Annotated in this window: 11 protein-coding genes; 6 read left to right on the top strand and 5 right to left on the bottom strand. The window is 64.8% G+C overall.

The features are described from left to right. Positions 1-16 precede the first annotated feature (16 nt). From RZN05_RS13720 to RZN05_RS13705, 4 genes are all read left to right on the top strand, one after another. Positions 17-217 (top strand): DUF2093 domain-containing protein, encoded by a 201-nt coding sequence (locus tag RZN05_RS13720; RefSeq protein WP_317227163.1) that lies wholly within the window; start codon positions 17-19, stop codon positions 215-217. After that, positions 214-1059, top strand: coding sequence for a M23 family metallopeptidase (locus RZN05_RS13715; RefSeq protein ID WP_317227162.1), 846 nt, complete (start codon positions 214-216; stop codon positions 1057-1059). The genes RZN05_RS13720 and RZN05_RS13715 overlap by 4 nt, the downstream gene beginning before the upstream one ends. A 258-nt stretch (positions 1060-1317) precedes the next feature. Next, positions 1318-4434, top strand: a complete 3117-nt coding sequence (locus RZN05_RS13710) for a TonB-dependent receptor domain-containing protein (protein WP_317227161.1) — start codon at positions 1318-1320, stop codon at positions 4432-4434. 115 nt (positions 4435-4549) lie between these two features. Beyond that, positions 4550-5293: a 2OG-Fe(II) oxygenase gene (locus tag RZN05_RS13705; RefSeq protein ID WP_317227160.1), complete on the top strand. Its 744-nt coding sequence runs from the start codon at positions 4550-4552 to the stop codon at positions 5291-5293. A gap of 22 nt (positions 5294-5315) precedes the next feature. Here the strand turns inward: RZN05_RS13705 and clpB are convergent, their stop codons facing one another. From clpB to RZN05_RS13690, 3 genes are all read right to left on the bottom strand, one after another. Then, positions 5316-7895, bottom strand: a complete 2580-nt coding sequence (gene clpB, locus RZN05_RS13700; RefSeq protein ID WP_317227159.1) for an ATP-dependent chaperone ClpB — start codon at positions 7893-7895, stop codon at positions 5316-5318. 84 nt (positions 7896-7979) lie between these two features. Further along, positions 7980-9605: an eCIS core domain-containing protein gene (locus tag RZN05_RS13695; protein ID WP_317227158.1), complete on the bottom strand. Its 1626-nt coding sequence runs from the start codon at positions 9603-9605 to the stop codon at positions 7980-7982. A gap of 80 nt (positions 9606-9685) precedes the next feature. After that, the gene (locus RZN05_RS13690) at positions 9686-11317 is read right to left on the bottom strand and encodes a M20/M25/M40 family metallo-hydrolase (RefSeq protein ID WP_317227157.1); all 1632 of its coding nucleotides are present in this window, start codon (positions 11315-11317) and stop codon (positions 9686-9688) included. Between the two features lie 144 nt (positions 11318-11461). On the opposite strand from RZN05_RS13690, the gene RZN05_RS13685 reads away from it, so the two are divergent. Together RZN05_RS13685 and RZN05_RS13680 are read left to right on the top strand one after the other, a co-directional pair. Beyond that, positions 11462-14305, top strand: coding sequence for a M16 family metallopeptidase (locus RZN05_RS13685; protein ID WP_317227156.1), 2844 nt, complete (start codon positions 11462-11464; stop codon positions 14303-14305). Between the two features lie 16 nt (positions 14306-14321). Next, entirely contained in the window at positions 14322-14621 is a 300-nt protein-coding gene (locus tag RZN05_RS13680) for a hypothetical protein (protein WP_317227155.1), read from the top strand. A gap of 85 nt (positions 14622-14706) precedes the next feature. Here the strand turns inward: RZN05_RS13680 and RZN05_RS13675 are convergent, their stop codons facing one another. After that, entirely contained in the window at positions 14707-15789 is a 1083-nt protein-coding gene (locus RZN05_RS13675) for a 5-(carboxyamino)imidazole ribonucleotide synthase (RefSeq protein WP_317227154.1), read from the bottom strand. Beyond that, on the bottom strand, positions 15786-16241 hold the full coding sequence (gene purE, locus RZN05_RS13670; RefSeq protein ID WP_317227627.1) for a 5-(carboxyamino)imidazole ribonucleotide mutase: 456 nt from the start codon (positions 16239-16241) through the stop codon (positions 15786-15788). Before purE ends, RZN05_RS13675 begins: the two co-directional genes overlap by 4 nt. Positions 16242-16354 lie beyond the last annotated feature (113 nt).

Below are 16354 nucleotides of genomic sequence, written 5' to 3'. Positions count from 1 at the left end.
ACCCGAAGAGAATGCCATGCTGATGTCGAACACCGCCCGCGCCGCCAAGCTCCATTACATGGCGAACAGCTTCCGCGTGCTCGCTCCCGGCGATCATGTCGTCTGCGCCGTCAGCGGCGAGCGCATCCCGCTCGATCGCCTCCGCTACTGGAGCGCCGAGCGCCAGGAACCCTATGCCGGCGCCGAGCAGGTGGCACAGGCGCTGCACGGCAAATGAGGCTGTTGCTCGCTGCGCTGGCGGTCCCGCTCCTCGGCAGCGCTGCTGCGAGCGGCCCGCTCGCCGCGCAGCAGCAGGAGCGGTTCGGGCTCACCGGCAAGCTGATCCAGGGCGGCTTCGCGCTGGGCACTGCGCCGCGCGGGACGACCCTGCTCAGCCTCGGCGGCGCGCCGGTCGAAGTCGCGCCGGACCGCCGCTTCCTGATTGCGTTCGACCGCGATGCTGGCCCCGGCACGATTCTCGTCGCCCGGCTGAACAACGGCAGCGAAGTCCGCCAGACGCTGACGATCGCGCCGCGCGCCTGGGATATCTCGCGGCTCAACACGCTGCCCAAATATCCGGTGCCGCGCCCCGAATTCGAGCGTATCCGCGGCCCCGAGCTCGCCCAGATCAACGCCGCGCGTGCGCGGGAGAGCGATTCCCAGGGCTGGCGCCAGACCTTCCTCTGGCCGGTCACCGGCCGCATCTCGACGCTGTTCGGCTCGCAGCGAATCTATGCCGGCGAGCCCGGCTCCTATCATTCCGGGATCGACATCGCCCGCCCGACCGGAACGACGGTGCTGGCTCCGGCCGACGGCGTTGTGGTGCTTGCGGCGACGGCGCCGTTCACGCTCGAAGGCAACCTGCTGATGATCGACCACGGCATGGGGCTCAATACCGCCTTTATGCACCTGTCGCGGATCGACGTGAAACTCGGCGAGCGCGTGCGCCGCGGCCAGCCGGTGGGCGCGGTGGGCCGTTCCGGGCGTGCGACCGGCCCCCACCTTCACTGGAGTCTTAAATGGCGCGATGCCCGGATCGATCCGCTGCTCGTCGCCGGGCCGATGCCTGTTGCCGATTGATTTCAGCCATCCTGCGCCGCAACATTTTTGAACAATCGGCCGGGCATTCACGCAACATTCACAATGCCCCTGTGGTATTTCAGCTACAGTCCGCTCAAAAGGGCGCAGTGTCACAGCTTTGTATGCTTTACAGGCGAAGGCGCGCCCATCATCCATCATCGCAAGCTCTGCCCGAAGTGTGCCTGACGCACGCGCGGGAAGAGCGGGGAGACACCCGGCCGGGGCGAAATGTTACGGCCGGAAATGCGAGGGAAATTCATGAAGAAAACCCAGATCACACGCGGCCTGCGCGGCGGCACGGCGTTGTCCGCGCTCGTCCTCGCCGGCACGCTCTTCGCTGCGCCTGCGTTCGCGCAGGACACGCAGACCGTGCCCGCCGAAGACACGGCGGCACAGGAAGACAGCAGCAGCGGCGATATCGTCGTCACCGGTTCGCTGTTCCGTCGCACGGATACTGAGACTGCTTCGCCGGTCACCGTGCTGAGCGCGGAGTCGCTCCAGCAGCGCGGCATCAACACGGTCGCCGAGGCCGTGCAGCGCGTGTCGGCAAACGGCGCGGGCACGATCACCCAGGGCTGGAACACCGGTTCGAACTTCGCGACCGGCGCGAACGCGGTTTCGCTGCGCGGCCTGACCGTGCAGTCGACGCTGACGATCTTCGACGGCCAGCGCATGGCGCCGTATCCGCTCGCGGACGACGGCCACCGCAACTTCGTCGATCTGAACACGATTCCGAACGCGATCATCGAGCGTATCGAAATCCTGCGTGACGGTGCTTCGTCGACCTACGGCGCCGACGCGGTCGCTGGCGTGGTCAACGTGATCACCAAGAAGGAAATCAAGGGCCTTCATCTCAACGCCTCGGCGGGCATCTCGGAACTGGGCGATGCCCCCGAGCAGCGCTTCGATGCGACTTGGGGCTATGGTGACCTCGACGAGCAAGGTTTCAACTTCTACATCAACGGCGAATACCAGCGGAATGAGGCGCTCTGGGCGCGCGACCGCAAGTATCCGTTCGGCACGTCGGACCTGAGCGGCCTGTGCGGCACCTCGCTCGGCGGCACCGTCGGCACGGGCGCTACCGCGCGCGTTTACGCTCCGGGTTCGAAGGTCTGCATGACCAGCGGCGTCTGGAACAGCGTGATTCCGAGCAATGCCACCAGCGGCCCCGGGTTCATCTACAACGGACTGATCGCGACCCCGGTCGCCGTCGGCCGCCCGGTCGACGCGACCGGCGCCGTGGTCCCGGGCAACCTCTTCCGGCTCCTCAACCCTGCTGCCGGTTGCCGCAACCTGACTCCGGTCACCGTGCCGTCGGTCGCCAACGGCGGCGCGGCCACCAGCGCCGGCACCACGCAGTGCTCGCTCGACCCGCGCGCGGAATATTCGCAGCTCCAGCCGGAGCAGGAGCGCATGGGCTTTGCCGGTCGCTTCACTGCGAAGGTGGGCGACAACGCCGAGTTCTACGCGTCGGCGAACTATTATCAGGTCAAGACCCACACCCAGCTGGCGCCGCTCGCGTTCAACGGTGGTACGGCATATCCGCCGCCCACTCCCGCTGGCTTCGTGCAGCCGACCAACGTCTTCCTGCCGGTCTATGTCTGCCCGACCGGCGTCGGCTCGTTCGGCCAGACGGGCAATCTGAACACTGGCTGCACCGCGGCCAATGGCGTGCTCAACCCGAACAACCCGTACGCCGCCTCGGGCAGCCGTGCGCAGCTGCTGTATCGCTACGATCGTCCGCGTGACATCCAGAGCAAGTCGCGCAGCCTGCGTGCCGCTGTCGGCATCAACGGCAGCTTCGGTGAAGACTGGAACTACTCGGTCGAAGCTACGGCGTCGCAGGTTCAGCTCGACATCATTCAGAACAACTTCCTGAATGGTCAGCGCATCGCGGACGTGCTTGCACGCGGTACCTACAACTTCATCAATCCCGATGCGAATTCGGAAGCGATCCGCGATTACATCGCGCCGGAAAACAACACGCGTTCGACTTCGGACCTGTGGCAGGTGTCGGGTACCCTGAGCAAGTCGCTGTTCGAACTGCCGGGCGGTCCGCTGCAGACGGCAGTCGGCGTTGCGTATCGTCATGAGTCGATCAACAACCCGTCGGCGAACCCCGAAAATCTCGCCAACCCCTATGATCGCTATTACAGCGTGAATGCGGTCGGCGCGGTCGGTTCGCGTGAAGTCAAGTCGGCGTTCTTCGAAGTCAGCGCGCCGGTCGTCCCGCAGCTCGAGATCAACGCATCGGGCCGTTACGACGATTATTCGTCGGGCCAGAGCAACTTCTCGCCGAAGATCGGCGCGAAGTTCACGCCGATCCCGCAGGTTGCAGTGCGCGGTACGTGGTCGAAGGGCTTCCGTATCCCGTCGTTCAACGAGGCCTATGGTCTGCCGACCACGGGTTACGTGAACTTCCAGCTGAGCAACAGCGTCCCGGCCGAGCAGGCGTTCATCAACGCACACGGTGGCAATTCCTATGCCACGGGCGGTTTCCCGGTGGGTCTGACCTCGACGGGCAACGCCGCGCTTGATCCGGAGAAGTCGACCAGCTGGACCGTTGGCGCCATCTTCGAACCGATCCGCAATGTCAGCTTCACCGTTGATTACTTCCACATCAAGGTGACCGATATCATCGGCGGTGCCGACTATTCGGACGTTCAGAACCAGTATTATGCCAATAATGGTGTTGTGAACATACCGGGTATCACGGTGCTTCCGGGTGCGCCGGACATCAACTTCCCGAACGCCCTGCCGCACATCGGCTTCATCCAGTATTCGTTCCAGAACAACGACTCGCAGAGCGTGTCGGGTCTCGATTTCGGTGCGAACTTCCGGAAGTCGTTCGGTGACGTGACCTTCTCCAGCTCGCTTGAGGCTTCGTACCTCATCAAGTTCGAGAAGACGATCGGCGACAACGTGCAGCGGTACGACGGCACGCTCAGCCCCTGCGACGTCACGTCGTGCTCGGGTGCGCCGAAGTGGCGCGGCAGCTGGCAGAACACGGTCGAGGTCGGTGGCTTCACCGGCTCGGTCACTGCCTACTACACCAGCGGCTATGACCTGGCATCGATCGATTACGGCGGCGTCAAGGGTGACTGCCTCAACAACGTCGGCGCTTCGGTCTCGACCTATGCGGACAACGTGACGCCGGTGCTCTGCGAGGCGAAGGCCCAGTGGAACGTCGATCTGAGCCTCAGCCAGAAGGTGGGCGACAACTTCACCATCTACGCGAACGTGCTCAACGTCCTTGGCATCGATCCCGTGTTCGATCCGAGCGCTGCGTACCATATCTTCCAGTTCAACCCCGCCTGGGGTGGCCCGAACATCATGGGTCGCTACTTCCGCGTGGGCGCGCGCGTGAGCTTCTAACTCGAAGCTCGCTATGGAAATTGGGGCGGCACCTAGTGCCGCCCCTTTTTTTGTGGAAGCGCGACGCGAATGAAATTGCGCGTTGCGAGGCTCGAACAACTTGGAGTGAGGTTGCGTGATCCGAATCAATCCAGCCCATGACCCCGACGTTCTGAAGCTCGCGTTTCAAGCGGACCGCAGGATGCAGATTCGAGATTTTTTTATCGCCGAGGACGCAGAGCGCATCCACGGGTTGCTGAGCTCGGAAACGCCCTGGTGGCTCGCATATAATGTTGGCAGCGAGGTACGCCAACTTCCACCGGATTATCTTGCTTCGCTAAGTCAGGCCGAGCTAAATCAGATACTGGGAGGGATTCAGGAGCGCGCTCGAACACAGTATCAGTTTCTGTATCAATTCTATCCGATGGTATCGAACTACTTCACTCCAACCGCTCCGAAATTAGGCATTCTCGCCGCGTACGAGTTTCTAAATTCACCCGCGTCGCTAGATTTCTTTCGGGCGTTGACGGGTCGACCCGATATCAGATGGGCGGATGCCCAGGCTACGCTTTACCGCTCAGGTAACTTCCTGAAATCCCATAGTGACTTAGACGAAGGTGGGCATCGCGTGGCTGCCTATGTCTTCAATTTCACCAAGCTTTGGGAGCGCGACTGGGGTGGCTACCTCCAGTTCTTCGATCCGCAGCACGACATCGAAAAAGCATATCGGCCCATTTTTAACGCGCTGAACGTCTTCAGCGTCCCGCAGGATCACAGCGTGGGGATGGTCTCATCCTTCTGCTATGGACTGCGTTACTCCATAACCGGGTGGCTTCGCAGCGACGAGCCACCCGGTGCTTTCGGGCGCGTCTCCGGCTGAGGGGCAATAGTTATGCCGGCGTTTAGTCCACGCTGAGCGCAAGTGCCCCGTCGCCCTCCTCAATCTGCACCGTCGATCCGTCCCTGACCTCGCCGCGCAGTATCTTGTCGGCCAACGGATCCTGGAGATAGCGCTGCACGGCTCTCTTCAGCGGTCGGGCGCCATCGACCGGGTCGTAGCCTACACGCCCCAGCCACGCGCGGGCGGCCTCCGACAGATCGAGCACGATCTTGCGATCCTTGAGCAGCTTGGCGACCCGGCCGACCTGGATATCGACGATCGGCGCCATGTGCTCCGCCGCCAGCCGATGGAATAGGATGATCTCGTCCAATCGGTTGAGGAATTCGGGCCGGAAATGCGCGCGGACGATCTCCATCACCTGCGGCTCGACATCCTCGACCTTCTGCCCGTCGGCGAGGTTGGTGAGGAATTGCGAGCCCAGGTTCGAAGTCAGGATCACGATCGTGTTCGAAAAATCGACCGTGCGGCCCTGGCCATCGGTCAGTCGCCCGTCGTCGAGCACCTGGAGCAGTATGTTGAACACGTCGGCATGCGCCTTCTCCACTTCGTCGAACAGCACGACCTGGTACGGCCGCCGCCGCACTGCCTCGGTCAGCACGCCGCCTTCCTCATAGCCGACATAGCCCGGAGGCGCGCCGAGCAGCCGCGCGACCGAGTGCTTCTCCATGAACTCGCTCATGTCGATGCGAACCATCGCGTTGCTGTCGTCGAACAGGAATTCGGCGAGCGCCTTGGTCAGCTCGGTCTTGCCGACGCCGGTGGGCCCCAGGAAGAGGAACGAGCCGAGCGGACGGTTGGGATCCTGCAGCCCGGCGCGCGAGCGGCGCACCGCGGTCGATACGGCCTTCACCGCGTCGGCCTGGCCGATCACGCGCTTGCCGAGCTGCTCCTCCATATTGAGCAGCTTCTCGCGCTCGCCTTCCATCATCTTGTCGACGGGAATGCCGGTCCAGCGCGCGACGACCCCGGCGATGTCCTCGGCGGTGACTTCTTCGCGCAGCATCGCATTGCCGGCCTGCTGCCCGGCCTCTTCGAGCTGCTTGGTCAGCGCGGGGATCGTACCGTAGTTGAGCTCGGCCATCTTGCCCAGGTCGCCCGCCCGCTGCGCCTGTTCGAGCTCGAGCTTGGCGGCTTCTAGCTGCTCCTTGAGGCGCGACTCGGCGTTGATCTTGTCCTTCTCGGCCTGCCAGCGCGCGGTCAGCGCGCCGGATTGTTCCTCAAGGCTCGCGAGTTCGGTCTCGAGCGTGGCGAGCCGGTCCTTCGAGGCAGCGTCGGTCTCCTTCTTGAGCGCCTCGCGCTCGATCTTGAGCTGGATGATCCGCCGGTCGAGATTCTCGATCTCCTCGGGCTTGGACTCGACTTCCATGCGGATGCGTGACGCCGCCTCGTCCATCAGATCGATCGCCTTGTCTGGCAAGAAGCGGTCGGTGATGTAGCGGTTGGAGAGCGTCGCGGCGCTGACCAGCGCGCCGTCGGTGATCCGCACGCCATGGTGCAGCTCGTATTTCTCTTTCAGCCCGCGCAGGATCGAGATGGTGTCTTCGACGGTCGGCTCGCCGACGAAAACCGGCTGGAACCGCCGCTGGAGCGCCGGGTCCTTCTCGACATATTTGCGGTATTCGTCGAGCGTGGTCGCGCCGATGCAATGCAGCTCCCCACGCGCCAATGCTGGCTTGAGCAGGTTGCCCGCGTCCATCGCGCCTTCGCTCTTCCCGGCGCCGATCAGTTGGTGCATCTCGTCGATGAACAGGATGATGTCGCCCTCGCCGGCCTTCACTTCGTCGAGCACGCCCTTCAAGCGCTCCTCGAACTCGCCGCGATATTTCGCGCCCGCGATCAGGCTGCCCATGTCGAGCGACATCAAGGTGCGGTCCTTGAGGTTGTCGGGCACGTCGCCATTGGCGATCCGCAGCGCCAGGCCCTCGGCGATCGCGGTCTTTCCGACGCCGGGCTCGCCGATCAGCACGGGATTGTTCTTGGTGCGCCGCGCTAGGATCTGGATCGTGCGTCGGATTTCCTCGTCGCGGCCGATCACGGGATCGAGCTTGCCGTCCTTCGCCGCCTGGGTGAGGTCGCGCGCGAACTTCTTGAGCGCATCGTAGCGATCCTCGGCACCCGCGGTGTCGGCAGTCTTGCCTTTTCGAAGCGCGTTGATCGCGCCGTTGAGCCCCTCCGGGGTCACGCCGGCGGCGGCCAGCGCCTTGCCCGCTGCGGTGGTGGTCGCCAGCGTCAGCGCCAGTAGCAGCCGCTCGACGGTGACGAAGCTGTCGCCGGCCTTCTGCGCGACCTGCTCGGCCTGGTCGAGCAGGCGCACCAGATCATTGTCGAGCCCGGGCGTCTGCTGCGCGCCGCCGCCCGACACGGCGGGGATCTTGGCCAGCGCCGCATCGGTGACGGTGAGCGCCTGCTTGGCATTGCCGCCGGCCGCGGCAATCAGCCCGCTCGCCATGCCCTGCTCGTCCTCGAGCAGTGCCTTGAGAAGATGTTCGGGGGAAATCCGCTGGTGGCTCATGCGGATCGCCACGGTCTGCGCCGACTGGAGGAATCCCTTGGCGCGATCGGTGAATTTCTCGAGGTTCATGCTGGCCCCTGTTGGTTACGCAGGCGATGTAGTGTTGCTATTGTGCAACACAAGGGGCGGCGTGAGTCAGGCATGACCCGACCATCAACTGTTCGCAGATCCTCTCATCATAATTGAGATGGACAGGATGATGAAGCTGATGGCCGCGATGGCAATGAGAAGTTTACCCCCTGTCAGACCCGATTGAGGGGTCTGTCCGACAACGCCCATTTTAGGCTCGGGGCGCTGTTGCCCCAGGAACATGACGTTGTGGGCGAGGACGTGGTTGCGAGCCATGCGATCGATGAAGCCTTTCATCTGATCCTGGTCACGCACATCATAGCCCTGCCTGGCAGCAGATTCGACCAGCGCGTCATATTCATTCGGCAGGGTGGCGCTGAAATGCGGATTTTCATCGACGTTCCTTCGATGATATTGCGACTGCATCGAACCACCGCTGGAGATGCACAGCACATTGTCGTACAGGGTCTGGAAGACGTCGCTGTTGTCACGCTGCGCCTTTTGCAGCGCTGCCCTGATTGCCAACGGGTTGATCGCTGCCCGGCGCGTCTCGGCAGCATAGGCCAGCACGACAAACTTGGCGATGCCGCCCTGCTGCGATTGGGCGGTAATCTTAGCGTCCATCGCGTCGAGCAGCACGGTGGCCAGGCGAGCACCCGCAAGGCCCGTCGTTAGCTCGATATGGTGGATGAGTTCGGCATAGTCTTGCGGCAGGCTGCCCCCTAGAACAAAATTGCCGGTGTGCCCGACCGAGAACTGCGTGTCGTCCTGATCGTGCTGCAGATAGCGTTGCTTGGTCGTATCGCGAAATTCTAGAAGCTCCATCATGCTCTCCGATGCCTGGCGGCGAAGCGTGGCGAGTCGCTCCCGCTTTTCGGAGGATGACGCCGACAGTTCCTGGTTAACGGAATCCCTGTCGTTGACTCGACCCGAGCTCGGTGTGACAGGCTCCGAGATATCGTCGACGCGCGTCTCCCTGTTAACCTCGCGCAGTGCGTTCTTGATGAGATCCTCGTAGGTCTTGCCTTTGTACCCGACGTCTTCGTCGCAATTTGCCCAATCCTCTATCTTATCTAGCACCGCTTGCCGACGGGTTGCGTTGGATAGGACGCTGCGAAGCTGCTTCAGCTTGTCACCGTCCATGGCATCTTCGATACGTTTCTTGCTGAAAACGAACCGGTTCGAAACGAACGTGAACACGCCCTGCGCGACCGGTGCACCCGGCGCTGCACGTTCGAGCGGCCCTGCAGTCGGCGCGACCTCCGCTGCTCGCCGAACCATGATGTCGGCTTCACGCTCGAGCGATACGTCGTCATTCACCGCGACGCCCTCAACCCGTGTCGTTGGACGTACGCGGCGCTGCTTTTGCTGGACGACGTGCCATGTCTCGTGCGGAAGATGATGATCCTGACCGGGGCCGAGATATATGTCGGTGCCCTGAGCGTAAGCATGTGCCTGCAATTGCGCTGGCCGGGCCGAATTGCGATGAACCCGCACATCCTCGAGCGCGATGCCGGAGATCGCTTCCATCCGTCCTCTGAGTTGTTCGGGAAGCGCATTGCGTGGCGCGGACTGTGCGGTGACGCGCGTCACCGTCTCTTGGAATTGACTTACGGCGTGGCGAGTACCGAGGCGGCCTGACACGCCACCCGCAGCGGAGCACGTATCGACCTTGCCTTGTTTGTGCAGTCGTTGCGCGACCTCGGCCATCAGCGCCTCGTTACTAGTCCGGGACAGGCAGAGCATGCCCGGTTTCTGCAGACATGGTCAACCGCAACTATCTCGGCAGGTCAGTTGATCGGCTCGGCCAACACCTTGGGCCGCCGCGCTCGCGGTGCGCCGGGCGCATAGCGGTCGCCGAAGCGATTGCCTTCATACCAGCGCGGCGCCTCCGTCGCATCGGCGACTTCGCGTGCTATCCAATAATTCAGCCGAGCGAACTTGGCGCCGGCTTCCCAGTTGAACGGCAAATCGAGCTGGTCGGAGGGCTGGTGATAGTGGTTGGCCAGGAAATCGCGGAACGCCTTCTCGCCGCCATTCTTGAACCCGGTCATCAGGAAGATCGAAGGCACGCCAGCCTTGACGAAGTTGAAATGGTCCGAGCGGACGAAGAACTGCTCCTCGGGCATCGGATCGGGCGAGACGGTCACGCCCATCCGTGCGCCGGCGCGCGCGACGATCTCGCCCATCGTCGAATGCTCGCCGCCGAATGCGATGACGTCCTGAAAGTCATAGAGCAGGATCGGCATGTCGAGATTGACGTCGGCGACCAGCTTGCCAGGCCCGATAACCGGATGCTGCGCCAGATAGCTCGACCCGAGCAGGCCATCCTCTTCGGCGGTGAGCGCGACGAACAGGATCGAACGCTTCGGCTTGTTCTTTGCCGTGGCGAAGGCGCGCGCCGCCTCGAGCATCGTCGCCACCCCCGCGGCATTGTCCATCGCGCCGTTGTCGATCTTGTCGCCAGGCAGATGCGGGTCCTGGCCGATATGATCCAGATGTGCGCTGAGCACGACATATTCGTCCGCCAGCGCCAGATCGGCGCCGGGTAGCACGCCGATGACATTGGGGCTGCGATAGGTACGCACGATGCTGGTCCGCTCCAGGCTCACGCGCTGCTTGAGTGCGAAGCGGTCGAGCTTGACGTCGGGAAGGCTCGCCGTCGCGAACAGCCGCGCGGCGCTTGCCTGGGAGCCTTTGAACAACGCCGCCGCCGCAGTGGCGTTTAGGTAGGCGCCGATCTTCACGCCGGGATCCTGCCCGTCGGGAAAGCCCTCCTTGCTCAGCCATTTGTGCGCGTCCTGGAGAACGGGGTTCGACACGACCTCCCATTGCATCTCGTCGTGGGGCGACAGGAGATAGAGGATGCCGATCGCGCCATGCTTCGCCGCGATCGTCCCGCGGCTGCGGTTGAGCCGCGCGGACGCGTCTGCCGGCATGCCCTCGGGTGCGCCGATCAGCATTACGGCGAACTTGCCGCGCAGCTCGAGCCCGGCATAATCGTCTTCCCGCCCGTAGGCGACGAACACGGCGTCGCCGGTGACGGTCTGCGTGGTGCTGCCGAAGCGCGGGGAGGGGGCGATCAGCACATCCTCGCCATTGGCGAAGCTGCTCTTGCCTACCCGCAGCGTCGCCGGACGGCGATCGTCTAGGCTGTATTCGGCGAACGACACCTGCTGATACCAGCCCTGGTCGTCGCCGCCGGGCTTGAGCCCCAGCGCCGCGAACTGCTCGGCGACATAGCGCGCGGCGGTCTCGTGCCCCGGCGTGCCGGCGTCGCGGCCTTCGAGCTTGTCGTCGGCGAGGAAGGTGACGTGCTTGCGCACCTCGGCGGCGCTGAACACCGGCTCGTCGGGAGCGGTCTGCGCCGTGGCGGGCGCGAGGGCGAGCAGGAGCCCGGCGAGGAGCAGCGGAACGCGCATAGGCGGCAAGGTCTCTCGAAGGAAGCAGGGCGCCAAGGCTAGTCCAAAAGCGCTTCGCTGCAAACGCGTACGGAACCGGTTGCAGCCGTTACTGCCTGCGCTATGCTCCGCGCCATCCATGTTCCCCGGGGGAAATCCGTCACCATGAAGTCGTTCCTGATGCTCTGCGGCGCCGCCACTATTGCGCTTGCCGCCGCCATGCCCGCCGCGGCGCAGCAGACCTCCAAGCCCGTGCCGGTCGCCGAACTCGTCAAGCGCGTCGACATTCCGTACGAGGAATTCACGCTCAAGAACGGCCTGCGCGTCATCGTTCATACCGACCGCAAGGCGCCGATCGTCGCGGTCTCGACCTGGTACGATGTCGGCTCGAAGCACGAGCCCAAGGGCAAGACCGGCTTTGCGCACCTCTTCGAGCACCTGATGTTCAACGGTTCCGAGAATGCTCCGGGCGATTTCTTCGAGCCGCTCAAGCAGGTCGGCGCCACCGACTTCAACGGCACCACCAGCTTCGATCGCACCAATTATTTCGAGACCGTCCCGCGCCCGGCGCTCGATCGCGCGTTGTTCCTCGAGAGCGACCGGATGGGCTATCTGCTCGGCGCGATCGACCAGGCGGTGCTCGACGAGCAGCGCGGCGTCGTCCAGAACGAGAAGCGCCAGGGCGACAACCAGCCTTATGGTCTGGTCTACTACAAGCTGCTCGAGGAACTGCTCGGCGGCACCGCCTATGGCCATAACGTCATCGGTTCGATGGCCGATCTCGACGCCGCTAGCCTCGACGACGTCAAGAACTGGTTCCGCTCGCATTACGGCCCGAACAACGCGATCCTCGTGCTCGCCGGCGACGTCGACGCCAAGACCGCCAGGCCGCTGGTCGAGAAGTATTTCGGCAAGATCGCCGCGGGACCGAAGAGCGTACTGCCGACGGTGACCGTGCCGACGCTTCCGCAGTCGAAGACCGTGATGATGAAGGACCGCGTCGCCGCGACGATGATCCTGCGCAGCTGGGCGGTGCCCGGGCTCAACGATCCCGATTCGGTGCCGCTCGACGTGTTCGGCGACGTGCTCGGCGGGCTCGCCAGTTCGCGGCTCGACAATGAGTTGGTGCGCAAGGACAAGAGCGCAGTGCAGGTTTCGGCCGGTATCCAGTCGATGTCGCAGCTCGGCATCTTCCAGGTCCAGGCGATCGTGAAGCCGGGGGTCGATGCGAATGTCGTCGCCAAGCGGCTCGACGAGATCGTCGCTGACTTGATCGCCAAGGGCCCGACCGCCGACGAAGTCCAGCGCGTCGCGACTACCGCGGTGTCCAGCCGCATCTCGGGCCTCGAATCGGTCGGCGGCTTCGGCGGCAAGGCCGTCGCGCTCGCTTCGGGCGAGCTCTATTCGGGTGACCCGGCGTTCTTCAAGAAGCAACTCGAGGAGACCGCGAAGGTCACCCCGGCGCAAGTCCAGGCCGCCGGCAAGAAGTGGCTCACGCGCCCGTCGCTGACGATCATGGTCGAGCCGGGCACGCGCGAGGCCTATCAGGAGGCCGCCGCGGTCCCCGCCGCCGCCAAGCCGGCCGAAGGCGCGGCCAAGGCCGAGCCGTTCAAGGGCACACGCGGCGCAATGCCCGACGTCGCCCAGATCGGCGATCTCGATTTCCCCAATGTCGAGCGTACCAAGCTCTCGAACGGCGTGGAGATCGTCTATGCCAATCGCACCGCGGTGCCGGTCACCCAAATGGTGATGAGCTTCGATGCCGGCGTCGTCGCCGATCCGGCGAACAAGCTCGGCACGCAGAACCTGGTGCTGTCGCTGCTCGACGAGGGCACTACAACGCTCGATTCGACCAAGATCGCCGAGGCGCGCGAGCGGCTGGGCGCCAGCATCAGCACCGGCAGCTCGGCCGATCGCACCTATCTGGGCGTCACCGCGCCCAGCCCGAACCTGGGCGGCGCGCTCGACCTGTTCGCCGATGTCGTCCGCAACCCCGCGTTCGCGCCCGATGAGATCGAGCGGCTGCGCGCGACCCAGCTCACCGGCATCGCCGCCGAGCTGACCAGCCCTCAGGGCCTCGCCAACCGCGCGTTGCCGCCGCTGCTCTACGGCCCCGGCAACCCCTATGTGAAGCTGGCGGCGGGCGGCGGCGATCCCGCGGCGGTCAAGGCGCTGACCCGCGACGACCTGTTCGCCTTCTACCGTGCGTGGATCCGCCCGGATAAGGCGAAGGTCTTCGTGGTCAGCGATCGTCCGCTGTCCGAGGTCAAGGCGGCGCTCGAGGCGCGCTTCGGCAATTGGCAGGGCACCGGAACCGCCGGCACCAAGGCTTTCACCGTCGCGCCCCAGCAGGTCGCGCCCAGGATCGTGCTGGTCGATCGCCCCGACTCGCCCCAGTCGCTGATCCTCGCCGCGCAGATGACGCCGCTCGATCCGGCGAGCGAGCTGCTCGTGCCGGTCACCGCCAACCAGGCGCTCGGCGCGGGCTTCCTCGCGCGGATCAACATGGAGCTGCGCGAGAACAAGCATTGGTCCTACGGCGCGCGCGGCGGCTATGACTGGCTGGAGAAGGCAGTGCCCTACACGATCGCCGCGCCGGTCCAGGCCGATCGCACGGGCGACTCGATCAAGGCGATCCAGCAGCAGGTCGGCGACTTCCTCGGCGCCAAGGGCATCACCCAGGTCGAGCTGACGCGCGAGATCAACGGCACCACGCGCGAGCTCGCCGGGCGATTCGAAACCTCGGGTGCGGTGCTCAGCGCGATGCAGCAGAACGACCTGCGCAAGCGCCCCGACAATTTCTACGACACCGTGACGCAAAAATATCGGGGCATGACCGTCGCGCAGCTCGACGCTGCGTCACGCGCGGCTTTGGACCCGAAGAAGTTCGTCTGGGTGGTCGTGGGCGACGCCGCGAAGGTCAAGCCGCAGCTTGACAGCCTCGGCCTGCCTGTCGAGGTGGTTCCCGCAGCGTCGGTGGCGGGCCCTTCCGCACCTGCCGCCAAGTAATCCAGGAGAGACCAAGATGGCCAATGTCGACGGCAGCTGGAACACGGTGACCAAGTCGCCGATGGGCGACCAGCAGGCGGTGCTCACCGTGCAGAGCGCGGGCGAGACCTTCACCGGCAATTTCTCGGGCGGCCTCGGCACGACCGATATAAAGGACGGGAAGGTCGACGGCGACACGCTGACCTTCTCGCTCGACATCACCATCCCGATGCCGATGACGCTGACGGTCGAGGCGACCGTCGACGGCGACAACCTCAACGGCAACGTCACCGCGGGCGGTTTCGGCAGCTTCCCGATCACCGGCACGCGCGGCTGAGGCTTCGCTTCGGTCGAGGAAAAAGGGCTCGCTTCCGAAAAGAGGCGAGCCTTTTTCTTGATCCTCCCCGTAACGGGGAGGCGCTTTACCGCCTGACCCGCGTCAGATGCCCCATCTTCCGCCCGGGCCGGGCGCTGCCCTTGCCGTACAGGTGGAGATGCGTCCCAGGCTCGGCGAGCAATTCGGCCCATTGGTCGGCATCGCTGCCGATCAAATTGACCATCTCGACATGCGAGCCCGTCAGCGCGGTCGAGCCCAGCGGCAGGCCGCAGATCGCTCGGATATGGTTCTCGAACTGCGAGGTCTCTGCACCCTCGATCGTCCAATGCCCCGAATTGTGCACCCGCGGCGCCATCTCGTTGAACACCGGGCCCTCGCCAGTCGCGAAGAACTCGAGCGTCAGCACCCCGACATGCCCCAGCGCCTCGGCGACGCGGCCGGCGAGCGTCGCCGCCTCGGCCCAGTGCCGCGCGATCTCGGCCGGGGCGGGGAGCGACGAGCGCGCGAGGATGCCGTCGACATGCTCGTTCCACGGCGGCGGGTAGCTCGCCAGGCTGCCGTCGAGCCCGCGCACAGTGATGATCGAGAATTCGTGGCTGAAGGTGACGAAGCCTTCGAGGATCGCCGGGCGCTCGCCGATCTCGGCCCAGGCAGCCTCGGCCTCGCCGGCGTGGCGGATGCGCACCTGGCCCTTGCCGTCATAGCCCAGCCGCAGCGTCTTGAGGATGGCCGGCGTGCCGATCGTGTCGATCGCCGCCTTGAGTTCGTCGAGCGTCGAGACCGGGGCCCAGGGCGCGGTCCTGCCGCCGATCCCCTGGACAAAGGCCTTTTCGCGCGCGCGATCCTGCGCGATCGACAGGCTCTGCGGGCCGGGGCGCACCGGCACCTTGCCCGCGAGATATTCGACCGGGCCGATCGCGATATTTTCGAATTCGTAGGTGGCGACGTCGGTCTGCCCCGCGACTTCGTCGAGGACGATGCGGCTGTGATAGTCGGCGCGGGTGTAGCTCGAAGCGGTCTGTGCGGCGACGCTTTCGGCATCGGGGGCGAGGACGTGCGTGCGATAGCCGAGCTGCGCCGCGGCGACGCCGAGCATCCGCCCCAGCTGGCCGCCGCCCAGGATGCCGATTACCGATCCGGGCGCCAGAGGGCTGGAGCTCGCGGTCATTCGGGGTCGATCGCTACGCCGGCGGTCTGCGCCGCGCGCCAGGCCTTGAGCCGCTGCGCGAGCGCTTCGTCCGAAGTTGCGAGGATCGCCGCGGCGAGCAGACCGGCGTTGATCGCGCCGGGCTTGCCGATCGCCAGCGTGCCGACAGGGATGCCGCCGGGCATCTGGACGATCGAATAGAGGCTGTCGATGCCCTTCAATGCCTTGGACTCGACCGGTACGCCGAGCACCGGAAGGTGCGTCATCGCCGCCGCCATTCCGGGCAAGTGCGCTGCGCCGCCCGCGCCGGCGATGATGGTCTTGAGGCCGCGTTCGGCGGCGCCATTTGCATAGTCGTAGAGCCGCTGCGGCGTGCGGTGCGCCGACACGACCTTGGTCTCGTGGGATACTTCGAGCTCGTCGAGCACCCGCGCGGCATGGCACATCGTCTCCCAGTCGGAAGTGCTGCCCATGATGATGCCGACCAGAGGTGCCACGAAATGCCCCGCCAAATGTGGAAGCGGGTTCCTAGAGGGCGGGCGCGGCGAGGGCAACTCCCGAGGGTAAGGCAATTCCGGGATGATGC

This window comes from Sphingomonas sp. HF-S4, assembly GCF_032911445.1.
Lineage (GTDB): Bacteria > Pseudomonadota > Alphaproteobacteria > Sphingomonadales > Sphingomonadaceae > Sphingomonas > Sphingomonas agrestis.
The sequence above is the reverse complement of the archived record's forward strand: the minus strand, read 5'-3'. Positions and strand labels throughout refer to the sequence as shown.

Bases quoted from the DNA above. Each gene is read 5' to 3' on its own strand.
- purE (WP_317227627.1), bottom strand. From the start codon at position 16,241: ATGGGCAGCACTTCCGACTGGGAGACGATGTGCCATGCCGCGCGGGTG.
- RZN05_RS13695 (WP_317227158.1), bottom strand. From the start codon at position 9,605: ATGGCCGAGGTCGCGCAACGACTGCACAAACAAGGCAAGGTCGATACG.
- RZN05_RS13715 (WP_317227162.1), top strand. From the start codon at position 214: ATGAGGCTGTTGCTCGCTGCGCTGGCGGTCCCGCTCCTCGGCAGCGCT.
- RZN05_RS13685 (WP_317227156.1), top strand. From the start codon at position 11,462: ATGAAGTCGTTCCTGATGCTCTGCGGCGCCGCCACTATTGCGCTTGCC.
- RZN05_RS13720 (WP_317227163.1), top strand. From the start codon at position 17: ATGCTGATGTCGAACACCGCCCGCGCCGCCAAGCTCCATTACATGGCG.
- RZN05_RS13680 (WP_317227155.1), top strand. From the start codon at position 14,322: ATGGCCAATGTCGACGGCAGCTGGAACACGGTGACCAAGTCGCCGATG.
- RZN05_RS13710 (WP_317227161.1), top strand. From the start codon at position 1,318: ATGAAGAAAACCCAGATCACACGCGGCCTGCGCGGCGGCACGGCGTTG.
- RZN05_RS13690 (WP_317227157.1), bottom strand. From the start codon at position 11,317: ATGCGCGTTCCGCTGCTCCTCGCCGGGCTCCTGCTCGCCCTCGCGCCC.
- clpB (WP_317227159.1), bottom strand. From the start codon at position 7,895: ATGAACCTCGAGAAATTCACCGATCGCGCCAAGGGATTCCTCCAGTCG.
- RZN05_RS13675 (WP_317227154.1), bottom strand. From the start codon at position 15,789: ATGACCGCGAGCTCCAGCCCTCTGGCGCCCGGATCGGTAATCGGCATC.